This is a genomic window from Nonomuraea sp. NPDC046570, from assembly GCF_040645915.1.
Lineage (GTDB): Bacteria > Actinomycetota > Actinomycetes > Streptosporangiales > Streptosporangiaceae > Nonomuraea.
The window spans coordinates 81,259-106,709 of the sequence record NZ_JBEYZF010000007.1; the positions used below are offsets into that span (position 1 = coordinate 81,259).

Genomic DNA, 25,451 nt, shown 5'->3' on the forward strand with positions numbered 1-25,451 from the left:
ATCCCGTGGTCATGACCGGGTGGGCGTGGGCGTGGGCTCGGTCTCCGCCTCGACGGTCACCGTGACCGTCTTCTCCTGGGACCCCCGCTTGTAGGTCAGGTTGATCTTGGATCCCGGCGCCTTGCTGCGGATCAGCGCGATCAGCTCGTCGCCGTCCTGCAGCTTCAGGCCGTCCATCTCCACGATGACGTCGCCCGCCTTGAGGCCCGCCTTGCCCGCGGGGCCGTTCGGCTCGACCGGCTGGCGGCCCTCGCTCGGCTGGGAGGCGATGCGGATGCCCTCACCGCGGAAGCTCTGGTCGAGCACCACGCCGATCCTCGACCGCCGGGCCTTGCCGGTGGTGACGATCTCCTCGGCGACCCGCCTGGCCTGGTTGACCGGGATCGCGAAGCCCAGGCCGATGCTGCCGCTCTGCCCGTTGACCGCGCGGCTGAGGGTGGCGATCGCCGAGTTCACGCCGACCACCTCGCCCCTGGCGTTGACCAGGGGGCCGCCGGAGTTGCCCGGGTTGATGGCCGCGTCGGTCTGGATGGCGCTGATGAAGGCCGGGTCGGGGTCGTTGGCCTCACCGGCCCGCACCGGGCGGTTCAGCGAGCTCACGATGCCGGTGGTGACGGTCCCGGACAGGCCGAGCGGCGAGCCGATGGCGATGACCGGGTCGCCGACGACGACCTCGTCGGAGTTGCCGAGCGTGATCTCCGGCGTGCCGAACGTCTCCTCCGGCTTCACCACGGCCAGGTCGGAGCCCGGATCGGTGCCCACGATGCGGCCGGTGGTGGACTTGCGGTTGTTGAAGACGATCTGGATCTCGCCACCCTGCGCGGCCATGGCGACCACGTGGTTGTTGGTGACGACGTAACCGCCCTTGATCAGGAAGCCCGACCCGGTACCGCCGTCCGCGCCGCTCTCGACCTCCAGCGAGACCACGCTGGGCAGCACCCGCGAGGCCACCCCCGCGACGGAGTCGGGCGCCCTGACGGTGTTCCCGGCGGGCGCGGGCCCGAGCGAGAAGGACGGATCGGTGCCGGACCGCGACCCGGTCAGCAGGTAGGTCCCGACACTGCCGAGCGTGGAGGCGACCAGCGCGATCACGATGGCGAGAACGACGAGCACCCCCGTTCCAGGGGTACGGCGAGCACCACCGGCCCCACCGCCACCGCTCGGCGGCGGAGGCGGCGCCCAGCCCGCGCCCAGCCCGAGCGCCTGACCGGGCGGCGGTGGAGGCGGCCCGCCGAATCCAGCGCCCGAACCCCCATGGCCGGAACCGTTGCCAGGCCCGGAGAAGAAGCCGGAGTCACCGAAGGACGCATCACCATAAACCTGGCCAGAGCCTCCCGAGCCGGGAGCGCCCGAGCTGTAACCACCCGAACCTGGAGCGCCTGAGCCGTACCCACCCGGACTGGGAGCGCCCGAGCCGTACCCGCCCCGCGGCCCGCCGTCGGGGCTGCTGAAGATCGCGGTGTCGCCGGAGCGTCCCGAAGGGTCCCCCCAGCCGGAGGGGCTCTCGAATGTCGGCCTCGATCCGGGCTGGGGCTCGGCGGCCGAACTCCACACGAGCTGCTCGGTCTGCGCCCTGTCCTGCGGATCCCCGGTGGTGCGCTGCTCGTCGGCCGGCAGGAAGTCGGGCCGTTGCGGCTCAGGGAGGTCCGACGGCGTGCGTCCTTCGTCCGGGCGCGTCTCGTCGGTCATCTAGTTCTCACCACTCCTTGTTCGGACGCCGCAATTTTCGCGCGGGCGGCATACGAGAGACGTAAAGCGAGCGTCAAGCGAACGGATTGACCCAGGACAGCACCCGGTCGGCGCCCCGGCCCAGCCGAGCCCAGAAGCCCGGCTCTGCCTCGTGCGGCAGGCCCGCGACCGCGGCCTCGACCACGTCGGCGGGCGCGTCGGCGAACACGGTGTAGACATGGCCCCCACTCGCCCAGATCAGCTCCAGTCCGGCAGATTCCCGAACCCAGATCGTATGCCCGTCGCTTCGCTGACTACGCCACCCCTTCAGCCGTTCCTCATCGAGCCTGCCCCGCTGTACGAACACGGACACAACGGATAGCCCATCCGAGTATCCCAGTTTCAGGAATCCCTCGGCCTCTCCGGCGTCGAACAGTTCCAGGCGGCCGGGCAGGAGATTGGGGAACTGCCAGCCACCCGCCCTGAGCCGGGCCAGGGCGTCGGAGTCGACGGCGGGGGCACTGCCCGCGGCGGCGGGCGGCAGGTCACGCGCGACCGCGATGTCCACGTCCACGAACGCCTCGGCCCCGGCCACCCGCCCGCTCCCGTCGAGGACCTCGCGACGCAGCAGCAGGCCGCTGACGTCGTCGATCCAGAAGCGCGCCGCGGGCCTGCCGTCGGACCTGAGCGCCTCGACCAGCCGGGCGCTCCGGCCGCAGGCGGTCGCGCCGCCCCCGACGAGGACCTGGAAGTTGGCGGCGAGCGTCCGGAGCATGCCCTCCGAGGGGGCCAGCAGGCCGCCCTCCAGGGTCGCCGGGTCCACGGCCCGCCGGTCGACGCTCATCCCGCCGGAGGAGTTGCTGACCCGGACGACCTTGCCGGAGGTGCTGAACAGCGTGCCCGAGTAGGACTGCAGGCGCCCGGCCTGCGCCGACTTCCTGAGCAGGGGAAGGCCGGTGTCCTCGCTTTCGGCGTCGTCCGGGGTCGCCCACGCCTGACCGCCCTGCCCCAGCAAGACCAGGAGCGCCAGCAGCAGGACTGCCGGCAGCCGGATCATGGTGTGGCGGTCGGCGGGTCGCTGTAGGGCACGGTGGTCTTGTGGATCTGGTTGAAGGCCGGGACCGGCGGGGTCACCGTCGGGCCGGAGTCCTGGCCGCCGACGACGAACAGGGTGCCGAGCGCGACGGCGGCGGACACCACGCCCACCGCCACATAGGAGGTGCGCCGACGGCTACCGCGCCCAGGGCCCGAGGAGCCGAAAGGGCCCCGGCGCGGCCGGTTGTCCAGCGGCGCGATGCTGTGCGGCCCGGGGATCGGCACGCCCTCGAAGGTGCGCGGAAAAGGGCGCTCGCGGGGCGGCATCGGGCCGCCGGGCTCCGACATCCGCAGCAACGACATGGCCAGGTCCGCAGGCATCGGCGGACCTTCGAGCGACCGCAGGCGCGACTTCAGCGCCCGCATCGACTCGACCTCCGCCCTGCAGTCGGCACAGAAGGTCAGGTGTGCCAGCGCGCGCTCGCGCTCGGCGTGCCGCAGCTCTCCGTCCACCAGCGCGGACACGCGTTCACCAAGATGAGCCATCAGACTTCCTCCCCACGGGTCACGGTCGGGGGGAGTTCAGGGCTGCGGGGAGCCCGGTGCTCGAGCGCCTCTCGCAACTGTGCCCGGCCACGGTGAATCCTGCTGCGGACCGTGCCCAGCTTCACGCTGAGCGTGGCCGCGATCTCCTCGTACGACAGTCCTTCGATGTCACACAGCACGACCGCCGCCCGGAACTCCGGGGCCAGCGCGTCGAGCGCCGCCTGGATGTCCGGTTCGAGGTGGGCGTCGTCCCAGGCCTGCTGGGGCGACGGCTCGCGTCCGCGCAGCCGTTCGGCCGCGTCGTCGGCCAGCCCCTCGAAGCGGATGCGCTGCTTGCGCCGCGCCATGTCGAGGAACAGGTTCGTCGTGATCCGGTGCAGCCAGCCTTCAAAGGTGCCGGGCGTATAACTCGACAACGACCGGAAGACCCGGACGAAGACCTCCTGGGTGAGGTCCTCCGCGTCATGGATGTTGCCGGTCAGCCGGTAAGCCAGTCGATACACGCGTGCGGAATGGGTACGCACGACTTCCTCCCAGGTGGGAGGCGTCCAATCAGACACGGGAGTATCGGCCTGGTGGCTGCTTTCCTCCACCAGCACTCCTCTCTTGGGGACCACCGCTACCGCCATAGTGCCTGGTTTCGTCCCTTCGTGCGCACTGCCTACCTTGAGGACCGGCAAAGCCCGTTTAAACCTGCAACGCGTTGGGACCGGCTTGAGTTCCCGTCCGGGCGTGTCTCCCCTAGGCTGCGAACGGTGACCAAATGCACGGAAGTGGGAGGGAGAGGCCGTTGACCAGCCCGGTAGAGGCCACTCTGGCCTATGCGGAGCAGTTTCATCAGGAAGATGAGCTGCTGTACGCGGCGCGGCAGCGCGGCCAGGAGATGGGCGCGCCGCCCATCCTTCCCGGAGGCGGCGCCGCGCTCTGCTTCCTCGCCACGGCGATCAACGCCAGATCCGTGGTCGAGGTGGGCACGGGCTGCGGCGTGTCCGGCCTGTGGCTGCTGCGCGGCATGCGCCAGGACGGCACCCTGACCAGCGTCGACGTCGAGCCGGAGCACCAGCGCCTGGCCCGGCAGACCTTCGCCGAGGCGGGGTTCTCCGGCGGCCGGATCAGGCTGATCGTGGGCCGCGCCCTCGACGTGCTGCCCCGCCTGTCCGACGGCGGCTACGACCTGGTCTTCGCCGACGCGGCCAAGCAGGAGTACGTCGACTACCTGGACGAGGCGATCCGCCTGCTCCGCGTGGGCGGCATCGTGGCCTTCGACAACGCCCTGTGGCACGACCGCGTGGCCGACCCCGCCCAGCGCGACCCCGACACGGTCGCGGTGCGCGAGCTGGGCAAGCTGGTGCAGGCGGACGACCGCCTGCGCCCGCTGATGATGCCGCTCGGCGACGGCCTGCTGGCCGCCGTCAAACTCGCCGACTGAGTACGGCCCGCACTACCGGGTCAGCCACTCCAGCAGCACCCGCACGCCGAACCCCGTCGCGCCCTTGGACAGCACGCCCTCGTCCACAGTGCTGCGGCCCACACCCGCGATGTCCAGGTGCGCCCACGCCCGCTTGCCGGTGAACTCACGCAGGAACAGCGCCGCCGTGATGGACCCGGCTCCGTAGCGCGAGCCGCTCTCGACGTTCGCCAGGTCGGCCACCGACGACTCCAGCGCCGGCCGGTAGTCCTCGATCAGCGGCATCCGCCACAGCCGGTCGTCGCTGGCCCGGCCCGCCTCGATCAGCTCCCCGGCCAGGTCCTCGTCGGAGGCGTAGACCGCGCCGATGTTCCGGCCGAGCGCCACGCTGATCGCCCCGGTGAGGGTGGCGATGTCCACGATCGCGTCCGGGTCGAGCACGTCGTCGGCGTAGGCCAGCGCGTCGGCCAGCACCAGCCGGCCCTCGGCGTCGGTGTTCAGCACCTCCACGGTCCGGCCGCCGTAGGGGGTGATGACGTCGCCGGGGCGCTGGGCCGTACCCGAGGGCATGTTCTCGGCGGCGGCGATCAGGCCGGTGACCCGGACCGGTGCGCCGAGCTCGGCCAGCGCGCCGAGGACCGCGATCACGACCGCGCCGCCGGCCATGTCGGTCTTCTGGGTCTTCATGTTCGCGGTCGGCTTGAGCGACAGGCCGCCCGAGTCGAACGTGATGCCCTTGCCGACCAGCACGATGTGCCGCTCGGCGCCCTCGGGGGCGTAGGAGAGCTGGATCAGCCGGGGCGGGTTCGCCGAGCCCTGGCCGACCGCGACGAGGCCGCCGAAGCCCTGGGCGGCCAGCTGCTCCTCGTCCCACACCTTGATAGGCACGCCCTGCTCGGCGGCCCGTTCGGCCAGCCAGATCGGCGTCTTCTCGGAGGCGGGCGTGTTGGCCAGGTCGCGGGCCAGCGCGACGGCGCGGGCGACGCGGTCGCCGCGCCGTACCTCGTCCTCGGCGGAGCCGGCGAAGACCAGCTCGGCCACCGGCTTGGTGCGGTCGGCGCCGATCGTGAAGGTGTAGGCGGCGAGCAGCGCGGCCTCGGTGAAGGCCGCCGCGTCGCCCTCGGGGAGCACGACGACCAGCCGCGCCCTGCCCTTCACCTTGCGGATCAGGGCGGCCGCCGCCTTGCGCAGCGCCTTCGGCGAGCCGTCGCCCACGCCGTACAGCAGGACTCTGCCCACGCCCTCCCCGCGCGTGACGGGGACCTCTACGATCTCGCCTGCCTCCCCCTTGGCCTCGTGGTGCGCCAGCAGCGCGGCCACCGGCACCGGCAGGTCTTCGTGCAACACCGGGGTCAGGGCCGCGTCGTACGGCACGGCGAGTAGCTCGGCTTGCGCCGGAGCCTCAGGGACCACCCCGGTCGTGGTCTCAATGGGCACAGGTACTCCAAACGTGAGCGGCCCCGGCGCGGAACGCCAGGGCCGTCGATCAGATGCTGGGCGGTCGGCGGGAGATCAGCCGACGACGTTCTTCAACGCTTCGCCTAGGGCCTTCGCCTCGTCAGCCGAAATCTCCACGACGAGCCGGCCGCCACCCTCGAGCGGAACCCGCATGACAATGCCGCGCCCTTCCTTGGTGACCTCCAGCGGACCATCGCCGGTCCGCGGCTTCATCGCCGCCATGCGTGTATCCCTTCCTGCCATGGGCTCCGCGGTTGCGATTTCCGACCAGCCGCGAGGGTGGCCGACGCATTCACGTCTTCTGTGATGTCCTATTCTCCCGCATAGAGGGCCCTGGTGGGTAACGATCTCCTCCCAGAATGCGTTGTCGGAGGTCGAGAAGGCGGCCAAACTGGACCTTGTGAACGCACGCGCAGCGCTCTTCGACCTGTATGGGGACCACCTGCGTTCGAGAGGTGGCAGGGCCTCCGTGGCCGCGCTCGTCAGACTACTAGCCCCGCTCGAAATCGCCGCTCCCGCCGTGCGTACGGCCGTTTCGCGGATGGTCAGGCAGGACTGGCTGGACCGCGTGAAGCTGCCGCAGGGGCCCGGCTACGCGATCACTCCGAAGTGCGCCCGCCGTCTGGACGAGGCGGCGCTGAGAATTTACCGAGCCGGGACGATCACCTGGCCGGGCCGCTGGCATCTGATCGTTCTGGAGCCGGTGAGGGAGCGTCCGCGCCGCGAACGGCTCCGGGCCGACCTCGTCTTCCTCGGCTACGCCGCCCTTTCGGAGACCACCTGGATCGGTCCACGATCCTCCCCCGAGCTCGACGCGCTGCTGGAGACCGAGAGCATCCGCGCGGACCGTTTCGACGCGGCGCTCGAAGGGGACCCGTCGGAACTGGTCGCCCGCGCCTGGGACCTGGACGCCATCGGCGCCGCCTACGAGCGGTGGCTGTCGGAGGCAGTCGAGCTCATCGGCGGCCTGCCCGAGGACGCCCCGGGCGCCCAGATCTTCGCGGTCCGGAGCAGACTGGTGCACGGATGGCGCAACTTCCTGTTCCGCGACCCGGGGCTGCCCGGCGAGCTGCTGCCACCCGGCTGGCCTGGCGAGAAGGCCAGGGCCTACTTCGACCAGGAGGCCGCCAGGCTGCTGCCCGCCGCGTCGGCCTTCGTCGACCGCAACCTCTTCTAGGAGATCGACAGTGATCCGATACGACGTGTCCGACGCCGTGGCCACCATCACGCTCGACCGCCCCGACGCGATGAACTCGCTGACCGTGTCGCTGAAGTCCGCGCTGCTCGACGCGCTGCGCACGGCCGCGGCCGGCGACGACGTGCGGGCGGTGCTGCTGACCGGCGCCGGGCGGGCCTTCTGCGCGGGCCAGGACCTGCGTGAGCACGCCACGAACCTGGAGGCGGGCAAGGGGCTGGCCGACACCGTGCGCCTGCACTACAACCCGATCGTCGAGCTGATCACCACGATGGGCAAACCGGTCGTCGCCGCCGTCAACGGGGTCGCCGCGGGCGCGGGGGCGTCGCTGGCCTTCGCCTGCGACCTGCGGGTGGCCGCCGAGCGGGCCAAGTTCGCGATGGCCTTCAGCGGGATCGGGCTGGCGCCCGACTCGGGCGCCTCCTGGACGCTGCGCCGCCTGGTCGGGCCCGCGCGCGCCACCGAGCTGCTGCTGCTCGGCGAGCCGCTGGACGCGGCCCGCGCGCTCGAACTCGGCGTGGTCTCACGCGTGGTCCCCGCCGACGACCTGCTCAAGACCGCCACGGAACTGGCCGTACGGCTGGCGCAGGGCCCGACGAAGGCGTATGCGGCCACCAAGAGGGCCCTGGCGTTCGCCGCCTCGCACGGGTTGGCGGAGACGCTGGAGCTGGAGGCCGCCCTGCAGGACGAGTGCGCCGCCACCGAGGACCATCTGGCCGCCACCCGGGCGTTCCTGGCCAAGGAGCGGCCCGTCTTCCACGGCCGCTAGGCGGTTCGCGCCACGCAGCCTTCGATGTGGTCGTTGACCAGGCCGATGGCCTGCATGAGGGCGTAGGCGGTGGTGGGGCCGACGAAGCGGAAGCCGTGCTTCTTCAGCTCCTTGGCCAGGGCCTTGGAGCCGGGTGTGATCGCCGGCACGTCGGCCATCGTCTTCGGCGTGGGCGCGTCGGGGTCGGCGAAGCGCCACACCAGGTCCGACAGGCCGTCCGGGAGGTCCTGGGCGGCCTTCGCGTTGGCGATGGCGGCCTCGATCTTGGCGCGGTTGCGGACGATGCCCGCGTCGCCGAGCAGGCGCTCGACGTCGGCCTCGGTGTAGGCGGCCACCTTCGGGATGGAGAATTCGTCGAAGGCGGCGCGGAAGTTCTCCCGCTTGCGCAGGATCGTCAGCCACGACAGCCCCGACTGGAACGCCTCCAGCGTCACCCGCTCGAAGACCCGGTCGTCACCGTGGACCGGGCGACCCCACTCCTCGTCGTGATAGGCGACATACAGCGGCGTCATGGTCCCCCACGCGCAGCGGATCACCTCAGTCATCGGAGAACCCTCCCCCCGAACTTCCGGAGTCGCTCTCCGCCTCCCTGTCCGACCTCCCGCCACCCGACGAGGCTCGCTGCGTGTACGTGCTCGGGCTCGGGCTCGGGCTCGTTCCGGAGGGGCTCGCAGCAGGCGCGGTCTGCGCGGCGGGCGCATCCGTGTCCGGCTCGACGGTGTCCGGCTCGGTGGTGCTCGGTTGGGTGGCGGCTGGCTCGACCGATTTGTCAGCGTTCGTCACGGTGTGGTCGGGCTCGCTCTCGGTGGTGTCCTGGGCGGCCTCTTCGGGGGCCTGTTCGTCGAGTGGGTCGAACTCCCCGGCGGGCTGGTCGTCGGACAGCTCCAGGCGGCCGTTCGGCGGCTCGGGGCGGTGTTCGGTGCGCGGCCCCTGGCCGGGGCCCGCGCAGGCCTCCTGGCGGGCCTGCAGCCGGTTCGCCAGCAACTCGGAGACCCGCTGCTCCAGCACCGCGATCCTGGTGTCGCGCGCGCTGAGGGCGGTCGCCGCGCGGCGCAGCGTCTCGTCGACGCTCTGCGTGTGATAACCCACCAGATTGACCGGCAACTGCAGCGCCATGACGTCGACCGCCGTCAACTGCCCCGGTTCGGGCAGCGCGAGCGGCGGAACGTCCGGCGGGAACTCGGTCAGCTCCCCGCCCCTGCCAAGTGAGACCAGGACCACGCAGGCGAGAATCGCCAGTGCGGCGATGGCGAGTACGACCAGCACACGGGCATCGTACTCGTACGATTGCGACATGAGGCCTGTAGTGCTCGCGCCCGGCGCGCCCGTGGACGACGCGTGGGCCACGGCACGCACCCCCGCGCAGACCGCCGAACTGGCTCGCTCCGGCGTGACCGTGCTGGTCACGCTGCCCGCCGACCTCGACGCCGCGCTCGCGGCGGCCTCGGTCCACTGCTGGCTGGGCGCGCGGGTTTTCGTCACGGAACACACCGCCCAGGTACGGCTCGCCCTGGACATGACCGAATCCCTGGCCGGCCGCCGCCCCCCGACCCTCACCCGCCGCGGCCTCGCCTGACCGCCCGCACCATAGGACGCGGCCCGAACCGCAGGTGAAGCGGCCCGGTCAGCCGACCGCCTCGTTCAGTTCCTCCACGCTCGGGTCCAGGGGGACGCCCTGGCGTTCGAGGTACTCGAAGGCGTCGGCGACCGTGGCCGTCCACGAGATGGCGTCGAAGACGTCGGGCCGGGTGAACCCCTGGTCGTACATGCCCTCGATGAGCTGCCGCAGCGGTGCGTACAGCCCCCACGGGTCCAGGATCACCAGCGGGCGCCGGTGGATCCCGAGCACCCGTGCGGTCCAGATCTCGAACAGCTCCTCCAGCGTGCCGATGCCGCCGGGCAGTACCAGGAAGGCGTCGGAGCGGGCGTCCATGACGCCCTTGCGCTCCCGCATGTCCGCGGTGACGATCAGTTCGTCCGACTCGGTGTCGGCGACCTCGATATCGACGAGGACCTGCGGGATCACCCCGACGGTGCGCCCGCCCGCGGCCCTGGCCGCCCGGGTCACGGCCCCCATGCAGGAGACCGTGGCACCGCCGCTGACCAGGGTGTGTCCCCGCCTGGCGATCTCGGTGCCGACTTCGGCGGCGAGATCGAGGTACTTCCGGTCGATCTTCTGGCTCGACGAGCAATAGACACAGATGTTCACGAGGAGTCAGCCTATGCGGGCTCCTCCTGGTGGGAGGCCGCGGCGTCCAGCTCTTCCTCGCGCTGCCTGGAACGTTGCCGGTCGGCCTCGACGATGATGCTCACCGCGGTGTCCACGTCGTCGGTGACGTGGATCAGGTCGAGATCCTGCGGCGAGATCTTCTTCGTCTCCAGCAGCGAGGTCTTGATCCAGTCGACCAGCCCGCCCCAGAACGCCGTCCCCATCAGCACCACCGGGAACGAGGTGACCTTGCGCGTCTGCACCAGGGTGAGCGCCTCGAACAGCTCGTCCAGCGTGCCGAACCCGCCGGGCAGCGCGATGAACCCGCAGGAGTACTTCACGAACATCGTCTTGCGCACGAAGAAGTACCGGAACTCGATCCCGAGGTCCACGTACTCGTTCATGCGCTGCTCGAAGGGCAGCTCGATGCCGAGGCCGACGGAGACGCCGCCCGCCTCCACGGCCCCCTTGTTGCCCGCCTCCATCACGCCGGGGCCGCCCCCGGTGATCACCGCGTAGCCCGCCCCGGCGAGTCCCTTGCCGAGGGAGACGCCCATCTCGTACTCGTCGCTGTCCGGGGCGGTCCTGGCCGAGCCGAAGACGGTCACCGCGGGCGGCAGCTCGGCGAGCTGGCCGAATCCTTCGACGAACTCCGCCTGGATGCGCAGCACCCGCCACGGGTCCGTGTGCACCCAGTCGGCCGACCCCTGCCGGGCGAGCAGGCGCTGGTCGTGCGTGGAATGGGGGACGAGGTCGCCACGGACCACTACCTGGCCCTGGCGGCGCTCGGGTCGTTTCTGCTTCATACCGAGCACGCTAGCCCGCGCGAGTCGTGGGCGCATGCTGTCATCAGTGCCCGGCCATCGAAAGATCAGCACGCCCTCAAATTAGGCCATACAGGCGTTTGCCCAGGTAGACACCCTGACGAGGGATCGCAAAAAATCTTGAAAAAAGGAGGAACCGGATTTCCAGGAGGCTGCGTCTAACTGCCGAGGGTGCTGCTCGGGACTGAAAGTGGCTTTCCCCGCCAAATGGCCGGCGAGGAAAGCCACTTTCTCGTTGTGGGGGGTCAGCCCAGCCAGGCGAGCATCGCCCGCTCACCCTCGGCGATCTTCGTCAGCGACACGTACTCGCCCTGCTGGTGCGCCAGGTTCGGGTCGCCGGGGCCGTAGTTCACGGCCGGGATCCCCAGCTCGGAGAAGCGGGCGACGTCGGTCCAGCCCAGCTTGGCCCGTGGCGTACCGCCGACCGCGGCCACGAAGGCCGCCGCAGCCGGGTCGGTCAGCCCGGGACGGGCGCCCGAGGCGTGGTCGCTGAAGGCGACCTCGAAGCCGTCGAACACCTCGCGCACGTGGTCCTGCGCCTGCTCAGGCGACAGGTCGGGCGCGAAGCGGTAGTTGACGACGACCACGCACTCGTCGGGGATGACGTTGCCCGCCACGCCGCCGTGCACGCCCACCGCGTTCAGCCCCTCGTGGTACTCCAGCCCGTCGACCATCGGCAGCCGCGCCTGGTAGGCATTCAGCCTGGCCAGCACCGGCTCGATGCCGTGGATCGCGTTGACCCCGAACCAGGACCTGGCGCTGTGCGCCCGCTTGCCCCGGACGGTGATCTCGGCGCGCAGGGTGCCCTGGCAGCCGCCCTCGATCACGCCGTCGGTCGGCTCCATCAGCACCGCGAAGTCCGCAGCGAGCCACTCGGGGTGGTCGCGGCCGACCCGGTTCAGCCCGTTGCGCTCGGCCTCGACCTCCTCGCAGTCGTAGAAGACGTAGGTGACGTCGCGGTTGGGCGCGGGCAGCAGCGCGGCCAGCCTGAGCGCGACCGCGACGCCCGCCTTCATGTCGGAGGTGCCGCAGCCGTAGAGCAGGTCGCCCTCGACGCGGCTGGGCAGGTTCCCCGCGAGGGGAACGGTGTCGAGGTGGCCGGCGATCAGGACCCGTTCGGCCCGTCCCAGCGAGGTGCGCGCGACGACCGTGTCACCCGACCGGTCGACGGTCAGGTGCGGCAGCGTCCTGAGCGCCTCCTCGACCGCGTCGGCCAGCACCTTCTCATTGCCGCTCACCGACTCGATGTCCACGATCTGCGCGGTCAGCGCGCCTGCGTCCAGCGTCAAATCCAGCATGGGACCCCACCCTACTCAGGCGTTGACCACGCGTCCGCGCGGCACCTCGTTCGGCTCGGGCTTGGCGGAGCTCGAGCTGGAATACCGCTGGCTCATGGTCACGGAGTCTGTCCGGCCGGGTAGGTTTCTCAGGGTGCGGCGGCGCTTCTCACTCGGGGTCCTCACCATCGCGGCGATTGTCATCGTGCTCGCGGTGGGCATCGCCGTGGGCGTGTACACGCTGCTCAGGAAGGCCGAGCCGTTCGTGCCCACGGCGGGCTGCCACGTGAAGACGCCCGACGGCGAGCGCACGCTCGACATCGAGCAGGCGCAGATCGCGGCGACGATCGCGGTGGTCGGGGCCCGCCGCAAACTGCCCGAGCGGGCCATCGTGATCGCCTACGCGACGGCCATCCAGGAGTCCAAGCTCTTCAACGTCACCTACGGCGACCGCGACTCGGTCGGCGTCTTCCAGCAGCGCGAGTCGCAGGGCTGGGGCAGCAAGAAGAAGATCATGGACCCGGTCTACTCCACCAACAAGTTCTTCGCCGCGCTGGTGAAGGTGAAGAACTACCGCAAGCTGCCCATCGCCGACGCGGCCCAGGCCGTGCAGCGTTCGGCGGGCGGTTACGCCTACGCCGACCACGAGGCCGACGCCAGGATCCTGGCCGCCGCGTTCACCGGCCGGGTGCCCAAGGCGGTGCGCTGCACGTTCGTGCCCGGCAAGAAGCAGACGCCCGCGCCCACGCCGAAGACCGGCGAGGCGCAGAAGGGGCTCATCCGCGCCCTCGGCGCCGCCGAGACGGACGGAGGAAGGATCAGCGCGCCGAACGCCAAGCGCGGCTGGCTCATCGCCGCCTGGTCGGTGGCCCACGCCGAGCGCTACAACCTGCGCACGGTGGCCTTCGACGGCGCCACCTGGTCGGCGGACCGGGGCCAGGACGGCTGGAAGGCGGGGAAGGCCACGAACCGGCACGTGGAGCTGTCTTGACCTACGGGGCGCGGCTGACGAAGGTGATGGAGCCGGGCGGCAGAGGCTGCGCGTAGCTGGCGGTCCAGGCCTTGCCCTGGACACGCTCGAAGGACAGCAGCCGCCCGTCGGCCGCCCGGTACTCGGCGAAGTCGAGGAGGCCGCGGTCCGGCTGGCCGCTGTCGCCCTCCGACTTGAACGAGGCGGTGCCGCGCTCGATCGGGAAGAACTCCACGCCCTCCATGATGAGCATGCTCTTGGCCGGGATCATGCCCTGGGTGGGCACGTCGGCCCAGAGCAGGACCTCCAGGTGCGGCGGGTCGGTGGAGAGCAGGCCGTCGCGCACCTCGACCGACAGCCAGGGGTAGCGGCGGCTGCCGTCGTCCAGGAGGTACTGGGTCCACTGCTTGCCCTGCCAGGAGATGTGCATGGCGCCGAGCACCCGCGAGCGCAGGCCCTGACACTCGATCTCGTCCCCGACCTTGATGGTGCGGGGATCGTCGTAGTCGGAGCCGAGCACGCCGGGCGCGGTCACCGGCGCCGCGAGCGGGGCCGGCACGAGGGGGATCTCAGGTGGCGGCGCGGGCCTGCGGCCCTTCCTGTCCTGGCGCGTGGTGGCGACGAAGGCCGCCAGCAGCAGGATGACCGTGGCGATGCTCAGTCCGAGTACGACCGCGATGGTCATGCTCATAGATCAGCTCGCTCCGCTCGCGGTAGGGCCTACTGATTCACTCGCTCATGCCGCGCGATCCTACTGGAGCCGGCGCACCGCCGCACTGATGCGTTCGTCGGTGGCCGTAACCGCGATCCGGATATGCGCGCTACCTGCGGTTCCATAGAAATCACCGGGTGCGACCAAAATCCCGGTTTCGGAGAGCTTCCTGACCTGATCCCACGCGCCGGCCCCGTTCGAGGCCCACAGGTACAACCCGGCGGTGGAGTCGTCGACCCGCCAGCCCGCCGTCTCCAGGGCGGGCCGCAGCGCCGCCCGGCGCGCGGCGTAGCGCCCGCGCTGCTCCTCGGCGTGCTCGTCGTCGGCCAGCGCCGCCGCCATCGCCGCCTGCACGGGGGCCGGCATGAGCATGCCGGCGTGCTTGCGGATCTCCAGCAGCCGCGCGACCAGCGCCGGGTCCCCGGTCACGAAGCCCGCGCGGTACCCGGCCAGGTTGGAGCGCTTGGACAGCGAGTGCACGGCCAGCAGGCCCTCGTGCGAGCCGCCGCACACGTCGGGGTGCAGGATCGAGATCGGCTCCTCTTCCCAGCCGAGCTCGATGTAGCACTCGTCGGAGGCGACGACCGCGCCGCGCTCGCGCGCCCACGAGACCACCTTGCGCAGGTGCTCGGCGGGCAGCACCTTGCCCGTCGGGTTGGACGGGGAGTTGACCCACACCAGGGGCACGGCCGAGGGGCCCAGCGCGAGCAGGCCGTCGGTGGCGACCGGGGTAGCCCCGGCCAGCCTGGCGCCGACGTCGTAGGTCGGGTAGGCGAGCTCCGGCAGCACCACCTGGTCGCCCGCGCCCAGGCCCAGATAGGTGGGCAGCCAGGCGACGAACTCCTTGGAGCCGATCAGCGGCAGTACCGCGTCCGGGTCGACACTCACCCCGTGCCTGCGGCGCAGCCAGCCGGCCGCCGCCGCGCGCAGCGCCGGTGTGCCGTGCGTGAGCGGATAGCCGGGACTGTCCGCGGCGCCGGTCAGCGCGTCCCGCACGACCTGCGGCACCGGGTCGACGGGCGTGCCGACGGACAGGTCGACGATCCCGTCCGGATGCGCCAGAGCACGCTCCTTGTACGGCAGCAGCCGGTCCCAAGGGAAGTCGGGCAGGTTGTTCACGGGTCTCCCCCAGCAGGCGTGCGGCGGCCGTGCGATCACCCGCGCGGCCGCCGTACGACAGGACTCAGTGGTCGGCGGCCTGCGGCGGGAGCGCCGCCACGACAGGGTGATCCTTGTCGATCTTGCCGACCTTCGAGGCGCCACCGGGCGAACCCAGGTCCTCGAAGAAGTCGACGTTGGCCCTGTAGTAGTCCTTCCACTGCTCAGGAAGGTCATCCTCGTAGAAGATCGCCTCGACGGGGCACACAGGCTCGCACGCGCCGCAGTCCACGCACTCGTCGGGGTGGATGTAAAGCATGCGCTCGCCCTCGTAGATGCAATCGACGGGGCATTCCTCGATGCACGCCTTATCCAAGACGTCCACGCAAGGCTGCGCGATGACGTAGGTCACCTCGAGCTCCTTCTTCTCCGCACCATGGCACGACTTCGACCGCGGTTTTCTACGTCCTAGTATTGCCGTGCCCGGCAGGTGTCCGAAACGGAGGGTGGCAAACTCGTGGCCGCTCGTCTCGTGATCGCCATTACAGCAGCGGATATCGGCGCCCGCGTCACCACGCGGCGCAGGGTTCCCGGGGGGTTCAGGGACGCGGTGGGCGTGCTCGAATCGTGGGGCGGGGGCGTGCTGGCCGTACGGAAACGGGACGGGACGCTGGTGGAGATCTCCGAGGACACGCTCGTCGCGGCCAAGGTGGTTCCGGCCGCGCCTCCTCGACCTCAGCGAATGTAACGGTAAGTATTCGGTGTGTGACCGTACGCACGTGTGCCGCCGTAGCAGCCATCATCGCCAGCGCCGGATGCGGCGCCTCGTCCACGCAGGAAAAACCGCTTCCGCCGGTCAATGTGAAGGCGGCGTCCATGAAGGACGGCTTCACGAACATGGACCGGCTCGCCGAGGTGGCGCGGAAGGAGGGCTCACTGAACGTGATCGCCCTTCCCCGCGACTGGGTGAACTACGGCGAGATCATCGACACCTTCGCCGACCGATACGGCATCAAGGTGAACGAGTTGGAGCCCGACGCGAGCAGCAGGCGCGAGATCGAGGCCGCCGCACAGCTCAAGCCCGACGTCTTCGACCTGAGCCTCGATGTCGCCCTCGCCAACGCGAACAAGTTCGCGAAGTACCGCATCCAGGGCTGGCAGGACCTGCCCGACCACATCAAGGACCGGACCGGAGCCTGGTACGCCGGGTACGGCGGCTACATGTCCATCGGGTACGACCCGCGCAAGGTGGCCGCGCCCACGTCCTTCAACGACCTGCTCAAACCCGAGTACACCGTCGCGCTGGCCGGTGACCCGAGGCAGACCTCGGCAGCCTTCAACGGGGTCATGGCCGCCTCGCTGCTGAACGGCGTGCCGCAGGCGCAGCGGGGCGTCGAGCTGTTCACCAAGCTGCGCAAGGCGGGCAGGCTCACCGAGCCGGCCAAGGCGAGCGTCGTGGTCGACTGGGACTACCTCAACGGCGAGCGGGCCGCCAAGGCCGCCGCGGCCGACGCGGACCAGCCCGCGTGGAAGGTGACGATCCCCAAGGACGGCGCGCTCGGCTCCTACTACGTCCAGGCGATCAACAAGGACGCCCCGCACCCGGCGGCGGCCAGGCTGTGGCAGGAGTTCCTGTTCTCCGACGAGGGCCAGAACCTGTTCCTCAAGGGGTACGCCAGGCCCGCGCGCGGCGAGGCGATGCTGATGAGGGGCTCGCTGGACGCCGAGCTGGCGGCCAAACTGCCGACCGCGCCCGGCCCGCCGGTGCTGCTGACAACGCCGCAGACGGACGCGGCCAAGAGGTACCTGAGGAAGGCGTGGGGCACGACTGCGGGGTGAGACCCCTGTGCCCTGATATGTCGTAGAGGCCGTCAGACTCTAGAGTGAATCGGACGCACGGCCACGGGGGCCCCGCAGTCGCAGAATGTGAGCTGATCGTCTTGCGATACGACACACCGAGCTTGACGCGGTGGGACAGTCGCGCCTACGACTCCAGCTTCGGCTACGTCTCGGCCCAAGGGGCGCCGCTGGTCGACCTCCTCGATCCGCAGCCGGGCGAGCGCGTGCTCGACCTCGGCTGCGGCACGGGCGTGCTGACCGCCGAGATCGCCGCCAGAGGCGCGCACGTGCTCGGCATCGACGGCTCGTCCGCGATGATCGAGAAGGCGCTCGCCCAGTATCCGGGGATCGACTTCATCATCGGCGACGGCCACGACTTCACCGTGGCCCAGGCCTACGACGCGGTGTTCTCCAACGCGGCGCTGCACTGGATGAGCCGCGATCCCGGCACCGTGATCGCCAATGTCCGGGAGGCGCTGATCCCCGGCGGGCGCTTCGTGGCCGAGATGGGCGGCGCGGGCAACTGCGCCGAGCTCACCGCCGCGCTGTCGACGGCGTGGCGGGAGTACGGGCTGCGCGAGCCCGACCTGCCGTGGTATTTTCCCACGCCCGCCGAATACGCCAGGAAGCTGGAGCAAGACGGATTTGTCGTCAGACTCCTGGAATATTTCGACAGACCAACCCCGCTCGACGAGTGCCCGCGCGGAGCGGCCGACTGGGTGCGGATGTTCGCGGGATCGCTGCTGGAAGGGCTGCCCGCGGACCTCGTGGAACCGCTGCTGCGGCGGGTCAACGAGCTCGCCGCACCCGCGCTGCGCAGGGAGACCGGTTGGATGGCCGACTACGTGCGGCTGCGCTTCGCCGCCGTTCGGCGCTGATGCCGCAGTCGATGATGCGTAGGGCCGTTTTGCCAGACTATGGTCTGTTCCGTGGGCGGCGAGAGTACTGCTGCGCCGCTACCGCGGCGTGAGGGGCTGGTGAACGGAACAGGATGAACTTCTGTCTTAGCGACCTCGTTCCACCGTTGAGGTGGAGCGACGCGGCCGCCATCACACTCCTTCATGGCCAGCCGGATCTGCCCGAGGCCTGGTGGCGTAGCCTGCCCGTGCCGCGGGTGCTGGCCGCCATCGGACCGGAGTCACTTGGCGAGCTGCTCACCGAGATCGCGCTCGAGCAGTGGCCCGCCGCCGCCGTCGGCGACGTCCTGCCCGCGCTGCACGTGCTCGACCCCGACGAGGCCGACGATCCGCACGTGGCGATCGCGCTGGACCGCGCGGGCTCGTGGCCCGGTCTGCTCTCCCTGACCAGCCGCGAACTGATGGACCAGCCGTTCATCCAGGCCCGCCCCGTCCTCAACACCCTTTTCACCGCGGTCTTCGTACGGCTCTCGCCGACTTCGTCCCCACCGCGCCCCGACTCCCGGGCCACCCCCGAGTCCCGTACCCCCGAGGTTCGGGTCACCTCTGAGGCCCATACCCCCGAGGCCGGGGTCACTCCTGAGGCCCCGGTCACTCCTGAGGCCGGGGGCGCTCCCGCGCCGCAGGCTCCCTCCGCCCCTCAGGCGGACCTGGAGGCGTCCTTCGCGGCTCAGGCGGACTCTGAGCCGCAGGCGGACTACGCGCCCGCCTCCGCGCGGCAGGCGGAGCCCGAGGCCGTCGTGGCGGCATGGGCAGAGCCCGAGGCCATCTCGGCACCCCAGACGGAGCCCGAGAGCACCGCGGCACCAGAGCCGGAGTTCCCCTCAGCCGAGACGCCGCAGGCACCCGAGCCAGAGGTCCTCGCGGACGCCGATGCGCACGCCGAGCCCGACTCGCTCGCGTCACCACACGCGGAATCCGAGCAGTACGAGCCACACTCGGAATCTGAGGCCCCCGCATCACCGCAGGCGGAAGCCGAGCCGCACGCGGAACCGGAAGTCGTCGCGTCGCCGCAGGCGGAATCTGAGGACGAGCCTCAGCCGGAGCCGCCGAACGAAGCGCTCGCCGTCGAGGCCGAGCCGCACTCCGCTCTGGAACCCGAGCTCTTCTCGGCTCCGGAGCCTGCGGCCCTCGCCGCAGAGGCGGCCCCCGAACCCGAGGCCCCCAAAGCCCCCGAATCCGTCGAAGTCGACCCAGCGCCCGTCCAGGCGTCCGACGCGATCGAGGCCGAGGCCGTCGCGAACGAGGCTGTGGCTGAGGCGGTCGCGGCTGACGCTGCGGCCAGGACCGGGGCCGAGGCTGGGGCCGGGGCCGTTGTGGAAGAGCCGGAGTCCGATCGGGCTCCCGAGCCTGTGCGGGTGCCGGAACCCGTTGGGGCCGGGCAGGAGCGGGATCTGCACGCGTTGATCGAGGCGGCGTTCACCGGGCTCGATGACACGAGCTGGGCCGTCGCGCAGAACCGGGTCTTCACCGACACGCCGTCGGCGCCCGAGCAGCTCGCCAAGCTCTTCGCCGTGCCCAAGGACGAGATCGCCGCCGTGGAGGGCAGGCTCAGGCACCGGGTGCAGCGGTGGCTGGACAGCGAGGAGGCGGCGCCGTACCGGGAGCATCTGGACGGTCTGCGGCGCAGGGTGGGACCGCGGCCCGCCAAGGAGCAGGTGATCGGCGCGGCCGGGTGGCACACCAAGGACATCCGCGCGCTCGACGTGCCCGCCTGGCAGTTCGTCATGGCCACGCTGCAGCCCGCCGCGCAGAGCCCGCAGTCCGCGCCGCAGCCCTCCGCGCCCAGGGCGTCGATGTTCGAGCCGGTGAGGCCCAAGCCTCCCGCGCACGAGCCTCCGCCGTTCGAGCCCCCCATGCCCGAACCCCCCAGGCGTGAGCCGCCGGCCCCGATCGGGGAGATCCCGGGGGAGCAGGGGCGGGTGGACGAGTTCGGGATGGCCGTGCCACCGGGCGTCAACCTGGGTGCCCCGCCGCTATCCGGCATGGGTGTGCCGCCGGGCGTCAACATGGGCGCCCCTCCAGGCCCTCTCAGCCCGCCTCCGGGCCCCCTAAGCCCGCCTCCGGGCCCCCTGAGCCCGCCTCCGGGAGGCGTACCCACGCCTCCGGGAGCCGTAGCGCCTCCGGGGTCCAACGGGGTGGCGCGTGAGGAGTACAACCGGCCCTACCAGCCGCTCAAGGACGTCTCGCTGACCAGGCGGTGTTTCAGGCTGCCGGACGGACGGTGGTACCTGCGGGTGGACATCACCGCCGACCACCTGGCGGGGGGCGAGTTCGCGCTGCCCACCGGGTTCGCCGCCTACCTGGGGTTGTCGCCGGGCGAGAGCCAGGTGGTGCGAAGCGCCGCCGGTGAGCTGACCATGAGCTGGCACGGCAGGCCGGTGCTGGAGTCGATGGACCGCCTGCTCGCCGACGTGGGCGCCCAGGAGGGCGGCCACCTGTTCCTGACGCTGTCGAAGGAGGGCGTGCTGAGAGCCAGGCACCTGCCGGTCGCCGCGCAGAGCGCGGGGCCGATCACCAAGGCGCTGCGTCTGGTCAGCTACACGGCGCCGAACATCATGCACGACCAGGCGGCCAGGATCATCGCCACCAGGATCGGCATGTCGGGCACGGTCGAGCCGGCCGAGCTCAAGACCAGGCTCCGCGAACGCGGGGACCGCGACCTGCTCTCCCTGTTGGACTGAGCCGGTGCCGCGGCTCGCGATCGCCCCGGAGTTCCCCAGGGAGCTCAGCGCACTGTCGGCGCCGGTGCGCCGGGACGTCATGGTCGCGCTGGGCGGGTTCCTGCTGAACGTCAACGGCGCGCCCGCGCCCGAACGGGTCAGGGCGGTGCGCGACCCACGGGTGTGGACGCTGCGCCTGGCCGACCGGCACAGGGGCGTGGTGGTACGGCAGCGCGACGTGTACTGGCTGCTGACGGTGCTGCCGGACGCGGAGGCCTGGTCGTACGCCCAGCGGCACTCCTTCAGCGTGAACTCGGTGATCGGCGTGGTCGAGCAGTGGGACTCGGCCTCGCTGGAACGGGTCGAGGTGGCGCTGGCCCGTTCCGCGGGCGCCGCCACCCCGCTGTTCGCGCAGATCTGCGACGGCGACCTGCTCGGCCTGGGCATCGACGCCAGCATCCTGCCGCTGATCAGGCTCATCACCAGCGAGGCGGACGTGGAGGCGCTGGAGCCGCTGCTGCCGCCCACCCAGCATCTCCCGCTGGCGGTGCTGGCCAGGGACGGGACGATCACCGAGGCGTGGCGCGAGGTGGACTCGTGCCGGACCTCGTGGGCGGAGCCCGGCCCGGTCGACCAGGACGACCTGCACGCGGCGTTACTGCGTTCCCCCGACCGCGCGGTGTTCGCCGAGGACCAGGAGGAGCTCGGCCGGCTGGTCGACGCGCCGGGCTGGTGCACGTTCCTGCATCCGCCGCAGCACCGCCTGGCCCGCGGGCGCTACGACCATCCCGTGCTGGTGACCGGCGGCGCGGGCACCGGCAAGACGCTGATCGCCCTGCACCGTGCGGCTCACCTGGCCCGGCACGGCGGCGGGCAGGTGCTGCTGGTGACGTTCTCGCAGGGGCTGAGCAACGACCTGTCGGCCAAGCTGGACACCCTCATCGAGGACGACCCGGTCCGCAAGCGGGTGGATGTGGACAACGTCGACCGGCTGGCCATCCGGCTGGTGGCCGGCGCCGAGGGGCGGCAGCCGACGCTGGTGGGGCCGGGCGCGCGGACGCTGGCCGAGCTGACCGAGGAGGCGCTCAGGCTGCTCGGCAGGACGACCGGGGATCTGCTGGACGACCTGGAGCCGGGGCGCAAGCCGTACCGGCATGTGGTGGTGGACGAGGCGCAGGACGTGACGCCGGCGCAGTGGCGGCTGCTGCGGGCGCTGGTGCCGCGCGCGACGGACGACCTGTTCGTGGTCGGCGACCCGCACCAGCGCATCACCGACGCCCGGATCGCGCTCGGCGCGGTCGGCATCCACGCCACCCAGCACTCGCTGCGCGTCTCCTACCGCCTGCCGCACGAGACGCTCACCTTCGGAGTACGGCTGCGCGGCGGCGGCCCTGCGGGCGGCCTGGTCAAGAACGCCGTCGAGCTGTACGGCTTCCGCGCCGTCCGGCACGGCGAACGGCCGATGATCAGGGCCTACACCGACGCCGACGCGGAACTGTCGGGCCTGGCCGCTACGGTCGTGGGATGGCTGGAGGACGGGGTGCCCGCGGCCGAGATCGCGGTGGCCGCCCGGTCGAGCGCCCTGGTCAGGTCGGCACGCGACGCGCTCGCCGAGGCGGGCGCCGAGGTGCGGGTGACGACGCTGCACGGCCTGAAGGGCCTGGAGTTCGAGCGGGTGGCGCTGATCGGCATCGCGGAGGGCGTGGTGCCGGAGAAGCTGCCGGAGGACCCGGCGACCAGGGCGCGGGTGCTGCAGCGCGAGCGCGGTCTGCTTTACGTCGCGTGTACACGGGCGCGTTCCCTGCTCTACGTGTCCCATTCAGGAAGGGGCAGCCCCCTTCTGCCGACCTGATCACATAGTCTGAACTGCGGATATCTTCCCTTTTGCCGGTTGGACCTCAATGAATCTCAGCCTGAGCGACCTCGCGCCACCCCTGCGCTGGACCTCCCCTGGCCAGATCGCGCCGATCGCGGAAGACCCACAGCTGCCCGAGGCGTGGTGGCAGGCGATCCCGCTCGACCGTGCGTGCGCCGTCGTCGGCGCGCAGGCCGTGGCGGGGCGGCTCGCCGACCTGGCCGTGGCCCTGTGGGGGCACCTGCTGCTCGGTGACATCCTGCCGCTGCTCAGGTTCTCCGACCCGGCCGAGAGCGAGCGCACCCCGGAGAACCTCGGCCGGGACGTGGTGCACAAGCTGTTCAGCGGTGTCGTGGAGCGGCTGCTCGAACCGGCCGACCAGCGCCAGGGCACGCCGGTGGCCCCGGCCCGGCCGGAGCGGCCGATCCCGGTGGTCGTCGACGAGGTGTTCGGCGCGCTGGACGACCGGCAGCGGGCGATCGCCCGCGACCGGCTGTACGCCGCCCAGCGGGTCACGCTCGACGAGCTGGCCCAGCGCTTCTCGGTGACCAGGGAGCGGATCAGGCAGATCGAGCGCGACCTGCGCGACCACGTGGAGGCCTGGCTGGCGGGGGCGGACGCGGCGCCGCTGGCCGCGCACCTGACGTGGCTGCGCACCAGGCTCGGCTCGGCCGTGCCCGCCGACGACCTGGCGGCCGCGGTGCCGTGGCACCGCACCGAGCTGGCCACGCTGGGCATCCCGGTGTGGCGGTTCGTCCGGACCCTGCTGACCGGCTACGACCAGGTCGACGGGTGGCTGATCGCGGGTGGCGCCGACGAGCTGCGGGAGAAGACCCGCCAGCTCTTCGCCGACGGGCCGCGCCCGCTGGCCGAGGCGGTGACGATGGTGACCCAGCTCGGCATCAGGGAGGACGTCGCCGAGCGCTGGATCCTGGCCGTGCCCCAGCTCCGGGTGCTGGAAGGGCACGTGGTGCCGTGGCCGCGCAGCGTCAACGACAAGGCCGAGGCGGTGCTCGCGGTCGCGGGCGGCCCGCTCACCCCGGAGGCGATCCAGGAGCGCATCGGCGAGGACTACAGCCTGGTCGGCATCCGCAACCAGCTCACCGCCGACGACCGCTTCCGCCGGGTGGACCGCAACAAGTACGGCCTGACCAGGTGGGGCGGCGAGGAGTACCTGGGGATCAGGGAGATGATCGCCCGCGAGATCGAGCGGGCGGGCGGCGAGGCGTCGGTCAACACGGTCGTCGCCAGCCTCACCTCCCGCTACGACGTGAGCGAGAGCTCGGTGCGCGCCTACGCGGGCGGCCCCGGGTTCGAGCGCACCCAGCGGGGGTGGATCAGGGTGGCGGGCGCCGAGGCCGAGCCGTACTCTCCGCGCAAGGACGTCTCGGAGACCAGGCGCTGCTTCCGCTCGCGGGACGGGCGCTGGTGGCACCGGGTGGACGTCAACGCCGAGCACCTGCGCGGGTCCGGCTCGCCGCTGCCGACCGGGTTCGCCGCGCACCTGGGCATGGCGCCGGGCGGGCAGCTCACCGCGTCCACGCCGTCCGGCGACGTGGTGATCAGCTGGCACAACCAGCCCACGATGGGCTCGATCCGCAACGTGCTGGCCGACTTCAACGCCGCCGAGGGCGACCATGTGTTCCTCACCGTCTCCGACGGCGGCGAGCTGCTCACCCGCTACCTGCCGGCCGGCCAGCCGCAGATGCCGGCGCTGAACCGGGCGCTGCACCTGATCGGCTACACCGCGCCGGTGTCGTCGGAGCTGGAGGGGCTGCGGCTGATCGGCGCCCGGGTCGGCCTGATGGAGAACTCGACGCGGGAGGAGGTCGTCGGCCGGCTGCGCGAGCGCGGCGACCGCGACATCCTCGGCTTCCTCGGAGAGTGAGCGCGCCGGGCTAGGCTCGGAGGATGTTGCGGATCCACGACACGCGTACCGGGCAGGTCGAGGCTCTCCGGCCGGCCAGGGCCATGCGGATGCACACCTGCGGGCCGGACGTCCACCGCGTCGCGCGGCTCGGCGACCTGCGCTCGCAGCTGACGGCGGATCTGGTCCGCAGGGTGCTGGAGCGGCAGCGGGTGCGGATGGTGGTGTGCCGCGACGTCTCCGATCTCGGGGCGGAAGGGGGCGCGCCGGCCGCCTTCGAGCGGGACGCCGCCCTGCTGAACCTCCGGCCCCCGGAGCACTCCCCCCGGGCGAGCGAGTCGGTCCCGCTGGTGATCGAGCTGATCGCGGAGCTGATCGGCAAAGGGCTCGCCCACACGGCACCGGACGGCTCGGTGTTCTTCGACGCCGCCGCCGCAGGCGAGCCGCAGAGCGGCGACGCCGACTGGGCTCTGTGGCAGCCCACCCAGGGCGAGCCCGCCTGGGACTCCCCGTGGGGGCCCGGCGTGCCGGGGCCGCACGCCGGGTGCGCGGCGATGTCGCTGCGCTTTCTGGGGGAGCACGTCGACCTGCGCACCGGCGGCTTCGAGCAGGGCGTCCCGCACTTCGAGGCGGTGCGCGCCCTGTCCGACGCGGTCGCGGGCCATCAGGTGGTACGGCACTGGGTGCGGAGCGAGCGCCTGCTGTTCGAGGGGCGGCAGGACGCGCCGGAGCTGCGGGAGGTGGCCGAGGCGGGTCTCGATCCGCTGGCCGTACGGCTGGCGTTCCTGGAGCACCACTACCGCCGTCCGCTGGACCTGAGCTGGGAGGCGCTGCGCGCGGCGGACAAGGCGCTGCGCGGGTGGCGCGGCCGGGTAGCCGAGTGGGCGGAACTGCCCAGCGCGCCGATGAGCGCCGGTCAGGTGGAGCGCGCCGAGGCGGCCTTCGACGACGATCTCGACCTACCCTCCGCGATCATGATTTTGCGCGAACTGGAAGGCGACGAGGCGGTGCCGCCGGGCTCGAAACTGGAGTCGTTCCTGCACCTTGACCAGGTGCTCGGCCTAGACCTCTCGGTGGAGATCGGCCGGGCGCCGGTCCGCGGCCGAATCTGAGCGCTCGCCCTCCCGCGACGACGGGTCGT

Annotated in this window: 26 protein-coding genes; 12 read left to right on the forward strand and 14 right to left on the reverse strand. The window is 71.5% G+C overall.

Annotated elements, in window-relative coordinates; translation table 11 throughout:
- Window positions 1-9: 9 nt before the first annotated feature.
- The 4 genes from ABZ911_RS13940 to sigE form a co-directional block, all read right to left on the reverse strand.
- Entirely contained in the window at window positions 10-1,689 is a 1,680-nt protein-coding gene (locus ABZ911_RS13940; RefSeq protein WP_358054917.1) for a trypsin-like peptidase domain-containing protein, read from the reverse strand.
- Window positions 1,690-1,762: 73 nt separating this feature from the next.
- A complete protein-coding gene (locus tag ABZ911_RS13945; protein WP_358054918.1) occupies window positions 1,763-2,725 on the reverse strand; it encodes a sigma-E factor regulatory protein RseB domain-containing protein in 963 nt (320 codons plus the stop codon).
- Window positions 2,722-3,249, reverse strand: coding sequence for an anti-sigma factor (locus ABZ911_RS13950; RefSeq protein ID WP_358054919.1), 528 nt, complete (start codon window positions 3,247-3,249; stop codon window positions 2,722-2,724). The genes ABZ911_RS13945 and ABZ911_RS13950 overlap by 4 nt, the downstream gene beginning before the upstream one ends.
- A complete protein-coding gene (gene sigE / locus ABZ911_RS13955) occupies window positions 3,249-3,878 on the reverse strand; it encodes an RNA polymerase sigma factor SigE (protein WP_358054920.1) in 630 nt (209 codons plus the stop codon). Before sigE ends, ABZ911_RS13950 begins: the two co-directional genes overlap by 1 nt.
- 161 nt (window positions 3,879-4,039) lie before the next feature.
- Here sigE and ABZ911_RS13960 point away from each other — a divergent pair, with 161 nt between their 5' ends.
- Entirely contained in the window at window positions 4,040-4,678 is a 639-nt protein-coding gene (locus ABZ911_RS13960) for an O-methyltransferase (protein WP_358054921.1), read from the forward strand.
- A 12-nt stretch (window positions 4,679-4,690) separates the two neighbouring features.
- Here ABZ911_RS13960 and ABZ911_RS13965 read toward each other — a convergent pair whose 3' ends face one another.
- Both ABZ911_RS13965 and ABZ911_RS13970 read right to left on the reverse strand, forming a co-directional pair.
- Window positions 4,691-6,094, reverse strand: a complete 1,404-nt coding sequence (locus ABZ911_RS13965; RefSeq protein ID WP_358054922.1) for a leucyl aminopeptidase — start codon at window positions 6,092-6,094, stop codon at window positions 4,691-4,693.
- A 75-nt stretch (window positions 6,095-6,169) separates the two neighbouring features.
- Window positions 6,170-6,337 (reverse strand): DUF3117 domain-containing protein, encoded by a 168-nt coding sequence (locus ABZ911_RS13970; protein ID WP_020545024.1) that lies wholly within the window; start codon window positions 6,335-6,337, stop codon window positions 6,170-6,172.
- A gap of 178 nt (window positions 6,338-6,515) precedes the next feature.
- Between ABZ911_RS13970 and ABZ911_RS13975 the strand changes: the two genes are divergently transcribed.
- A complete protein-coding gene (locus ABZ911_RS13975; RefSeq protein ID WP_358054923.1) occupies window positions 6,516-7,292 on the forward strand; it encodes a PaaX family transcriptional regulator C-terminal domain-containing protein in 777 nt (258 codons plus the stop codon).
- 10 nt (window positions 7,293-7,302) lie between these two features.
- The gene (locus ABZ911_RS13980; RefSeq protein ID WP_358054924.1) at window positions 7,303-8,079 is read left to right on the forward strand and encodes an enoyl-CoA hydratase-related protein; all 777 of its coding nucleotides are present in this window, start codon (window positions 7,303-7,305) and stop codon (window positions 8,077-8,079) included.
- Here the strand turns inward: ABZ911_RS13980 and ABZ911_RS13985 are convergent.
- On the reverse strand, window positions 8,076-8,624 hold the full coding sequence (locus ABZ911_RS13985) for a DNA-3-methyladenine glycosylase I (protein WP_358054925.1): 549 nt from the start codon (window positions 8,622-8,624) through the stop codon (window positions 8,076-8,078). The genes ABZ911_RS13980 and ABZ911_RS13985 overlap by 4 nt on opposite strands.
- On the reverse strand, window positions 8,617-9,345 hold the full coding sequence (locus tag ABZ911_RS13990; RefSeq protein ID WP_358054926.1) for a hypothetical protein: 729 nt from the start codon (window positions 9,343-9,345) through the stop codon (window positions 8,617-8,619). The genes ABZ911_RS13985 and ABZ911_RS13990 overlap by 8 nt, the downstream gene beginning before the upstream one ends.
- A gap of 28 nt (window positions 9,346-9,373) precedes the next feature.
- On the opposite strand from ABZ911_RS13990, the gene ABZ911_RS13995 reads away from it, so the two are divergent.
- Complete coding sequence (locus ABZ911_RS13995) at window positions 9,374-9,655, forward strand: hypothetical protein (RefSeq protein ID WP_358054927.1); 282 nt, start codon at window positions 9,374-9,376, stop codon at window positions 9,653-9,655.
- A 48-nt stretch (window positions 9,656-9,703) separates the two neighbouring features.
- On the opposite strand, the gene ABZ911_RS14000 is transcribed toward ABZ911_RS13995, so the two are convergent.
- From ABZ911_RS14000 to dapE, 3 genes are all read right to left on the reverse strand, one after another.
- Entirely contained in the window at window positions 9,704-10,288 is a 585-nt protein-coding gene (locus ABZ911_RS14000; RefSeq protein WP_358054928.1) for a TIGR00730 family Rossman fold protein, read from the reverse strand.
- Between the two features lie 11 nt (window positions 10,289-10,299).
- Window positions 10,300-11,094 (reverse strand): TIGR00730 family Rossman fold protein, encoded by a 795-nt coding sequence (locus ABZ911_RS14005; RefSeq protein WP_358054929.1) that lies wholly within the window; start codon window positions 11,092-11,094, stop codon window positions 10,300-10,302.
- Between the two features lie 263 nt (window positions 11,095-11,357).
- On the reverse strand, window positions 11,358-12,410 hold the full coding sequence (dapE, locus tag ABZ911_RS14010; RefSeq protein ID WP_358054930.1) for a succinyl-diaminopimelate desuccinylase: 1,053 nt from the start codon (window positions 12,408-12,410) through the stop codon (window positions 11,358-11,360).
- Window positions 12,411-12,543: 133 nt separating this feature from the next.
- Here dapE and ABZ911_RS14015 point away from each other — a divergent pair, with 133 nt between their 5' ends.
- Window positions 12,544-13,380 (forward strand): hypothetical protein, encoded by an 837-nt coding sequence (locus tag ABZ911_RS14015; protein WP_358054931.1) that lies wholly within the window; start codon window positions 12,544-12,546, stop codon window positions 13,378-13,380.
- Between the two features lies 1 nt (window position 13,381).
- Here ABZ911_RS14015 and ABZ911_RS14020 read toward each other — a convergent pair whose 3' ends face one another.
- From ABZ911_RS14020 to fdxA, 3 genes are all read right to left on the reverse strand, one after another.
- The gene (locus tag ABZ911_RS14020; RefSeq protein WP_358054932.1) at window positions 13,382-14,050 is read right to left on the reverse strand and encodes a DUF4178 domain-containing protein; all 669 of its coding nucleotides are present in this window, start codon (window positions 14,048-14,050) and stop codon (window positions 13,382-13,384) included.
- 60 nt (window positions 14,051-14,110) lie between these two features.
- Complete coding sequence (gene dapC, locus ABZ911_RS14025) at window positions 14,111-15,190, reverse strand: succinyldiaminopimelate transaminase (protein ID WP_358054933.1); 1,080 nt, start codon at window positions 15,188-15,190, stop codon at window positions 14,111-14,113.
- A gap of 64 nt (window positions 15,191-15,254) precedes the next feature.
- Complete coding sequence (gene fdxA / locus ABZ911_RS14030) at window positions 15,255-15,581, reverse strand: ferredoxin (protein ID WP_358054934.1); 327 nt, start codon at window positions 15,579-15,581, stop codon at window positions 15,255-15,257.
- Between the two features lie 105 nt (window positions 15,582-15,686).
- On the opposite strand from fdxA, the gene ABZ911_RS14035 reads away from it, so the two are divergent.
- From ABZ911_RS14035 to ABZ911_RS14065, 7 genes are all read left to right on the forward strand, one after another.
- Window positions 15,687-15,917, forward strand: coding sequence for a hypothetical protein (locus ABZ911_RS14035; protein ID WP_358054935.1), 231 nt, complete (start codon window positions 15,687-15,689; stop codon window positions 15,915-15,917).
- A gap of 128 nt (window positions 15,918-16,045) precedes the next feature.
- Window positions 16,046-17,008, forward strand: coding sequence for an extracellular solute-binding protein (locus tag ABZ911_RS14040; RefSeq protein WP_358054936.1), 963 nt, complete (start codon window positions 16,046-16,048; stop codon window positions 17,006-17,008).
- Window positions 17,009-17,130: 122 nt separating this feature from the next.
- On the forward strand, window positions 17,131-17,886 hold the full coding sequence (locus ABZ911_RS14045; protein ID WP_358054937.1) for a methyltransferase domain-containing protein: 756 nt from the start codon (window positions 17,131-17,133) through the stop codon (window positions 17,884-17,886).
- A 146-nt stretch (window positions 17,887-18,032) separates the two neighbouring features.
- Window positions 18,033-20,609: a hypothetical protein gene (locus ABZ911_RS14050; protein WP_358054938.1), complete on the forward strand. Its 2,577-nt coding sequence runs from the start codon at window positions 18,033-18,035 to the stop codon at window positions 20,607-20,609.
- Window positions 20,610-20,613: 4 nt separating this feature from the next.
- Window positions 20,614-22,440 (forward strand): UvrD-helicase domain-containing protein, encoded by a 1,827-nt coding sequence (locus ABZ911_RS14055; RefSeq protein WP_358054939.1) that lies wholly within the window; start codon window positions 20,614-20,616, stop codon window positions 22,438-22,440.
- Window positions 22,441-22,489: 49 nt separating this feature from the next.
- The gene (locus tag ABZ911_RS14060) at window positions 22,490-24,331 is read left to right on the forward strand and encodes a sigma factor-like helix-turn-helix DNA-binding protein (protein WP_358054940.1); all 1,842 of its coding nucleotides are present in this window, start codon (window positions 22,490-22,492) and stop codon (window positions 24,329-24,331) included.
- Window positions 24,332-24,354: 23 nt separating this feature from the next.
- Window positions 24,355-25,422 carry a cysteine--tRNA ligase gene (locus ABZ911_RS14065; RefSeq protein ID WP_358054941.1) on the forward strand — a complete coding sequence of 356 codons (1,068 nt, stop codon included), beginning with the start codon at window positions 24,355-24,357 and terminating at the stop codon, window positions 25,420-25,422.
- Window positions 25,423-25,451 lie beyond the last annotated feature (29 nt).

Excerpts from the sequence above, each read along its gene's own strand:
- ABZ911_RS13940 (WP_358054917.1), bottom strand. The coding sequence starts at position 1,689 with ATGACCGACGAGACGCGCCCGGACGAAGGACGCACGCCGTCGGACCTC.
- ABZ911_RS13945 (WP_358054918.1), bottom strand. The coding sequence starts at position 2,725 with ATGATCCGGCTGCCGGCAGTCCTGCTGCTGGCGCTCCTGGTCTTGCTG.
- ABZ911_RS13950 (WP_358054919.1), bottom strand. The coding sequence starts at position 3,249 with ATGGCTCATCTTGGTGAACGCGTGTCCGCGCTGGTGGACGGAGAGCTG.
- sigE (WP_358054920.1), bottom strand. The coding sequence starts at position 3,878 with ATGGCGGTAGCGGTGGTCCCCAAGAGAGGAGTGCTGGTGGAGGAAAGC.
- ABZ911_RS13970 (WP_020545024.1), bottom strand. The coding sequence starts at position 6,337 with ATGGCGGCGATGAAGCCGCGGACCGGCGATGGTCCGCTGGAGGTCACC.
- ABZ911_RS13985 (WP_358054925.1), bottom strand. The coding sequence starts at position 8,624 with ATGACTGAGGTGATCCGCTGCGCGTGGGGGACCATGACGCCGCTGTAT.
- ABZ911_RS13995 (WP_358054927.1), top strand. The coding sequence starts at position 9,374 with ATGAGGCCTGTAGTGCTCGCGCCCGGCGCGCCCGTGGACGACGCGTGG.
- ABZ911_RS14005 (WP_358054929.1), bottom strand. The coding sequence starts at position 11,094 with ATGAAGCAGAAACGACCCGAGCGCCGCCAGGGCCAGGTAGTGGTCCGT.
- dapE (WP_358054930.1), bottom strand. The coding sequence starts at position 12,410 with ATGCTGGATTTGACGCTGGACGCAGGCGCGCTGACCGCGCAGATCGTG.
- ABZ911_RS14020 (WP_358054932.1), bottom strand. The coding sequence starts at position 14,050 with ATGAGCATGACCATCGCGGTCGTACTCGGACTGAGCATCGCCACGGTC.
- ABZ911_RS14040 (WP_358054936.1), top strand. The coding sequence starts at position 16,046 with ATGAAGGACGGCTTCACGAACATGGACCGGCTCGCCGAGGTGGCGCGG.
- ABZ911_RS14060 (WP_358054940.1), top strand. The coding sequence starts at position 22,490 with ATGAATCTCAGCCTGAGCGACCTCGCGCCACCCCTGCGCTGGACCTCC.
- ABZ911_RS14065 (WP_358054941.1), top strand. The coding sequence starts at position 24,355 with ATGTTGCGGATCCACGACACGCGTACCGGGCAGGTCGAGGCTCTCCGG.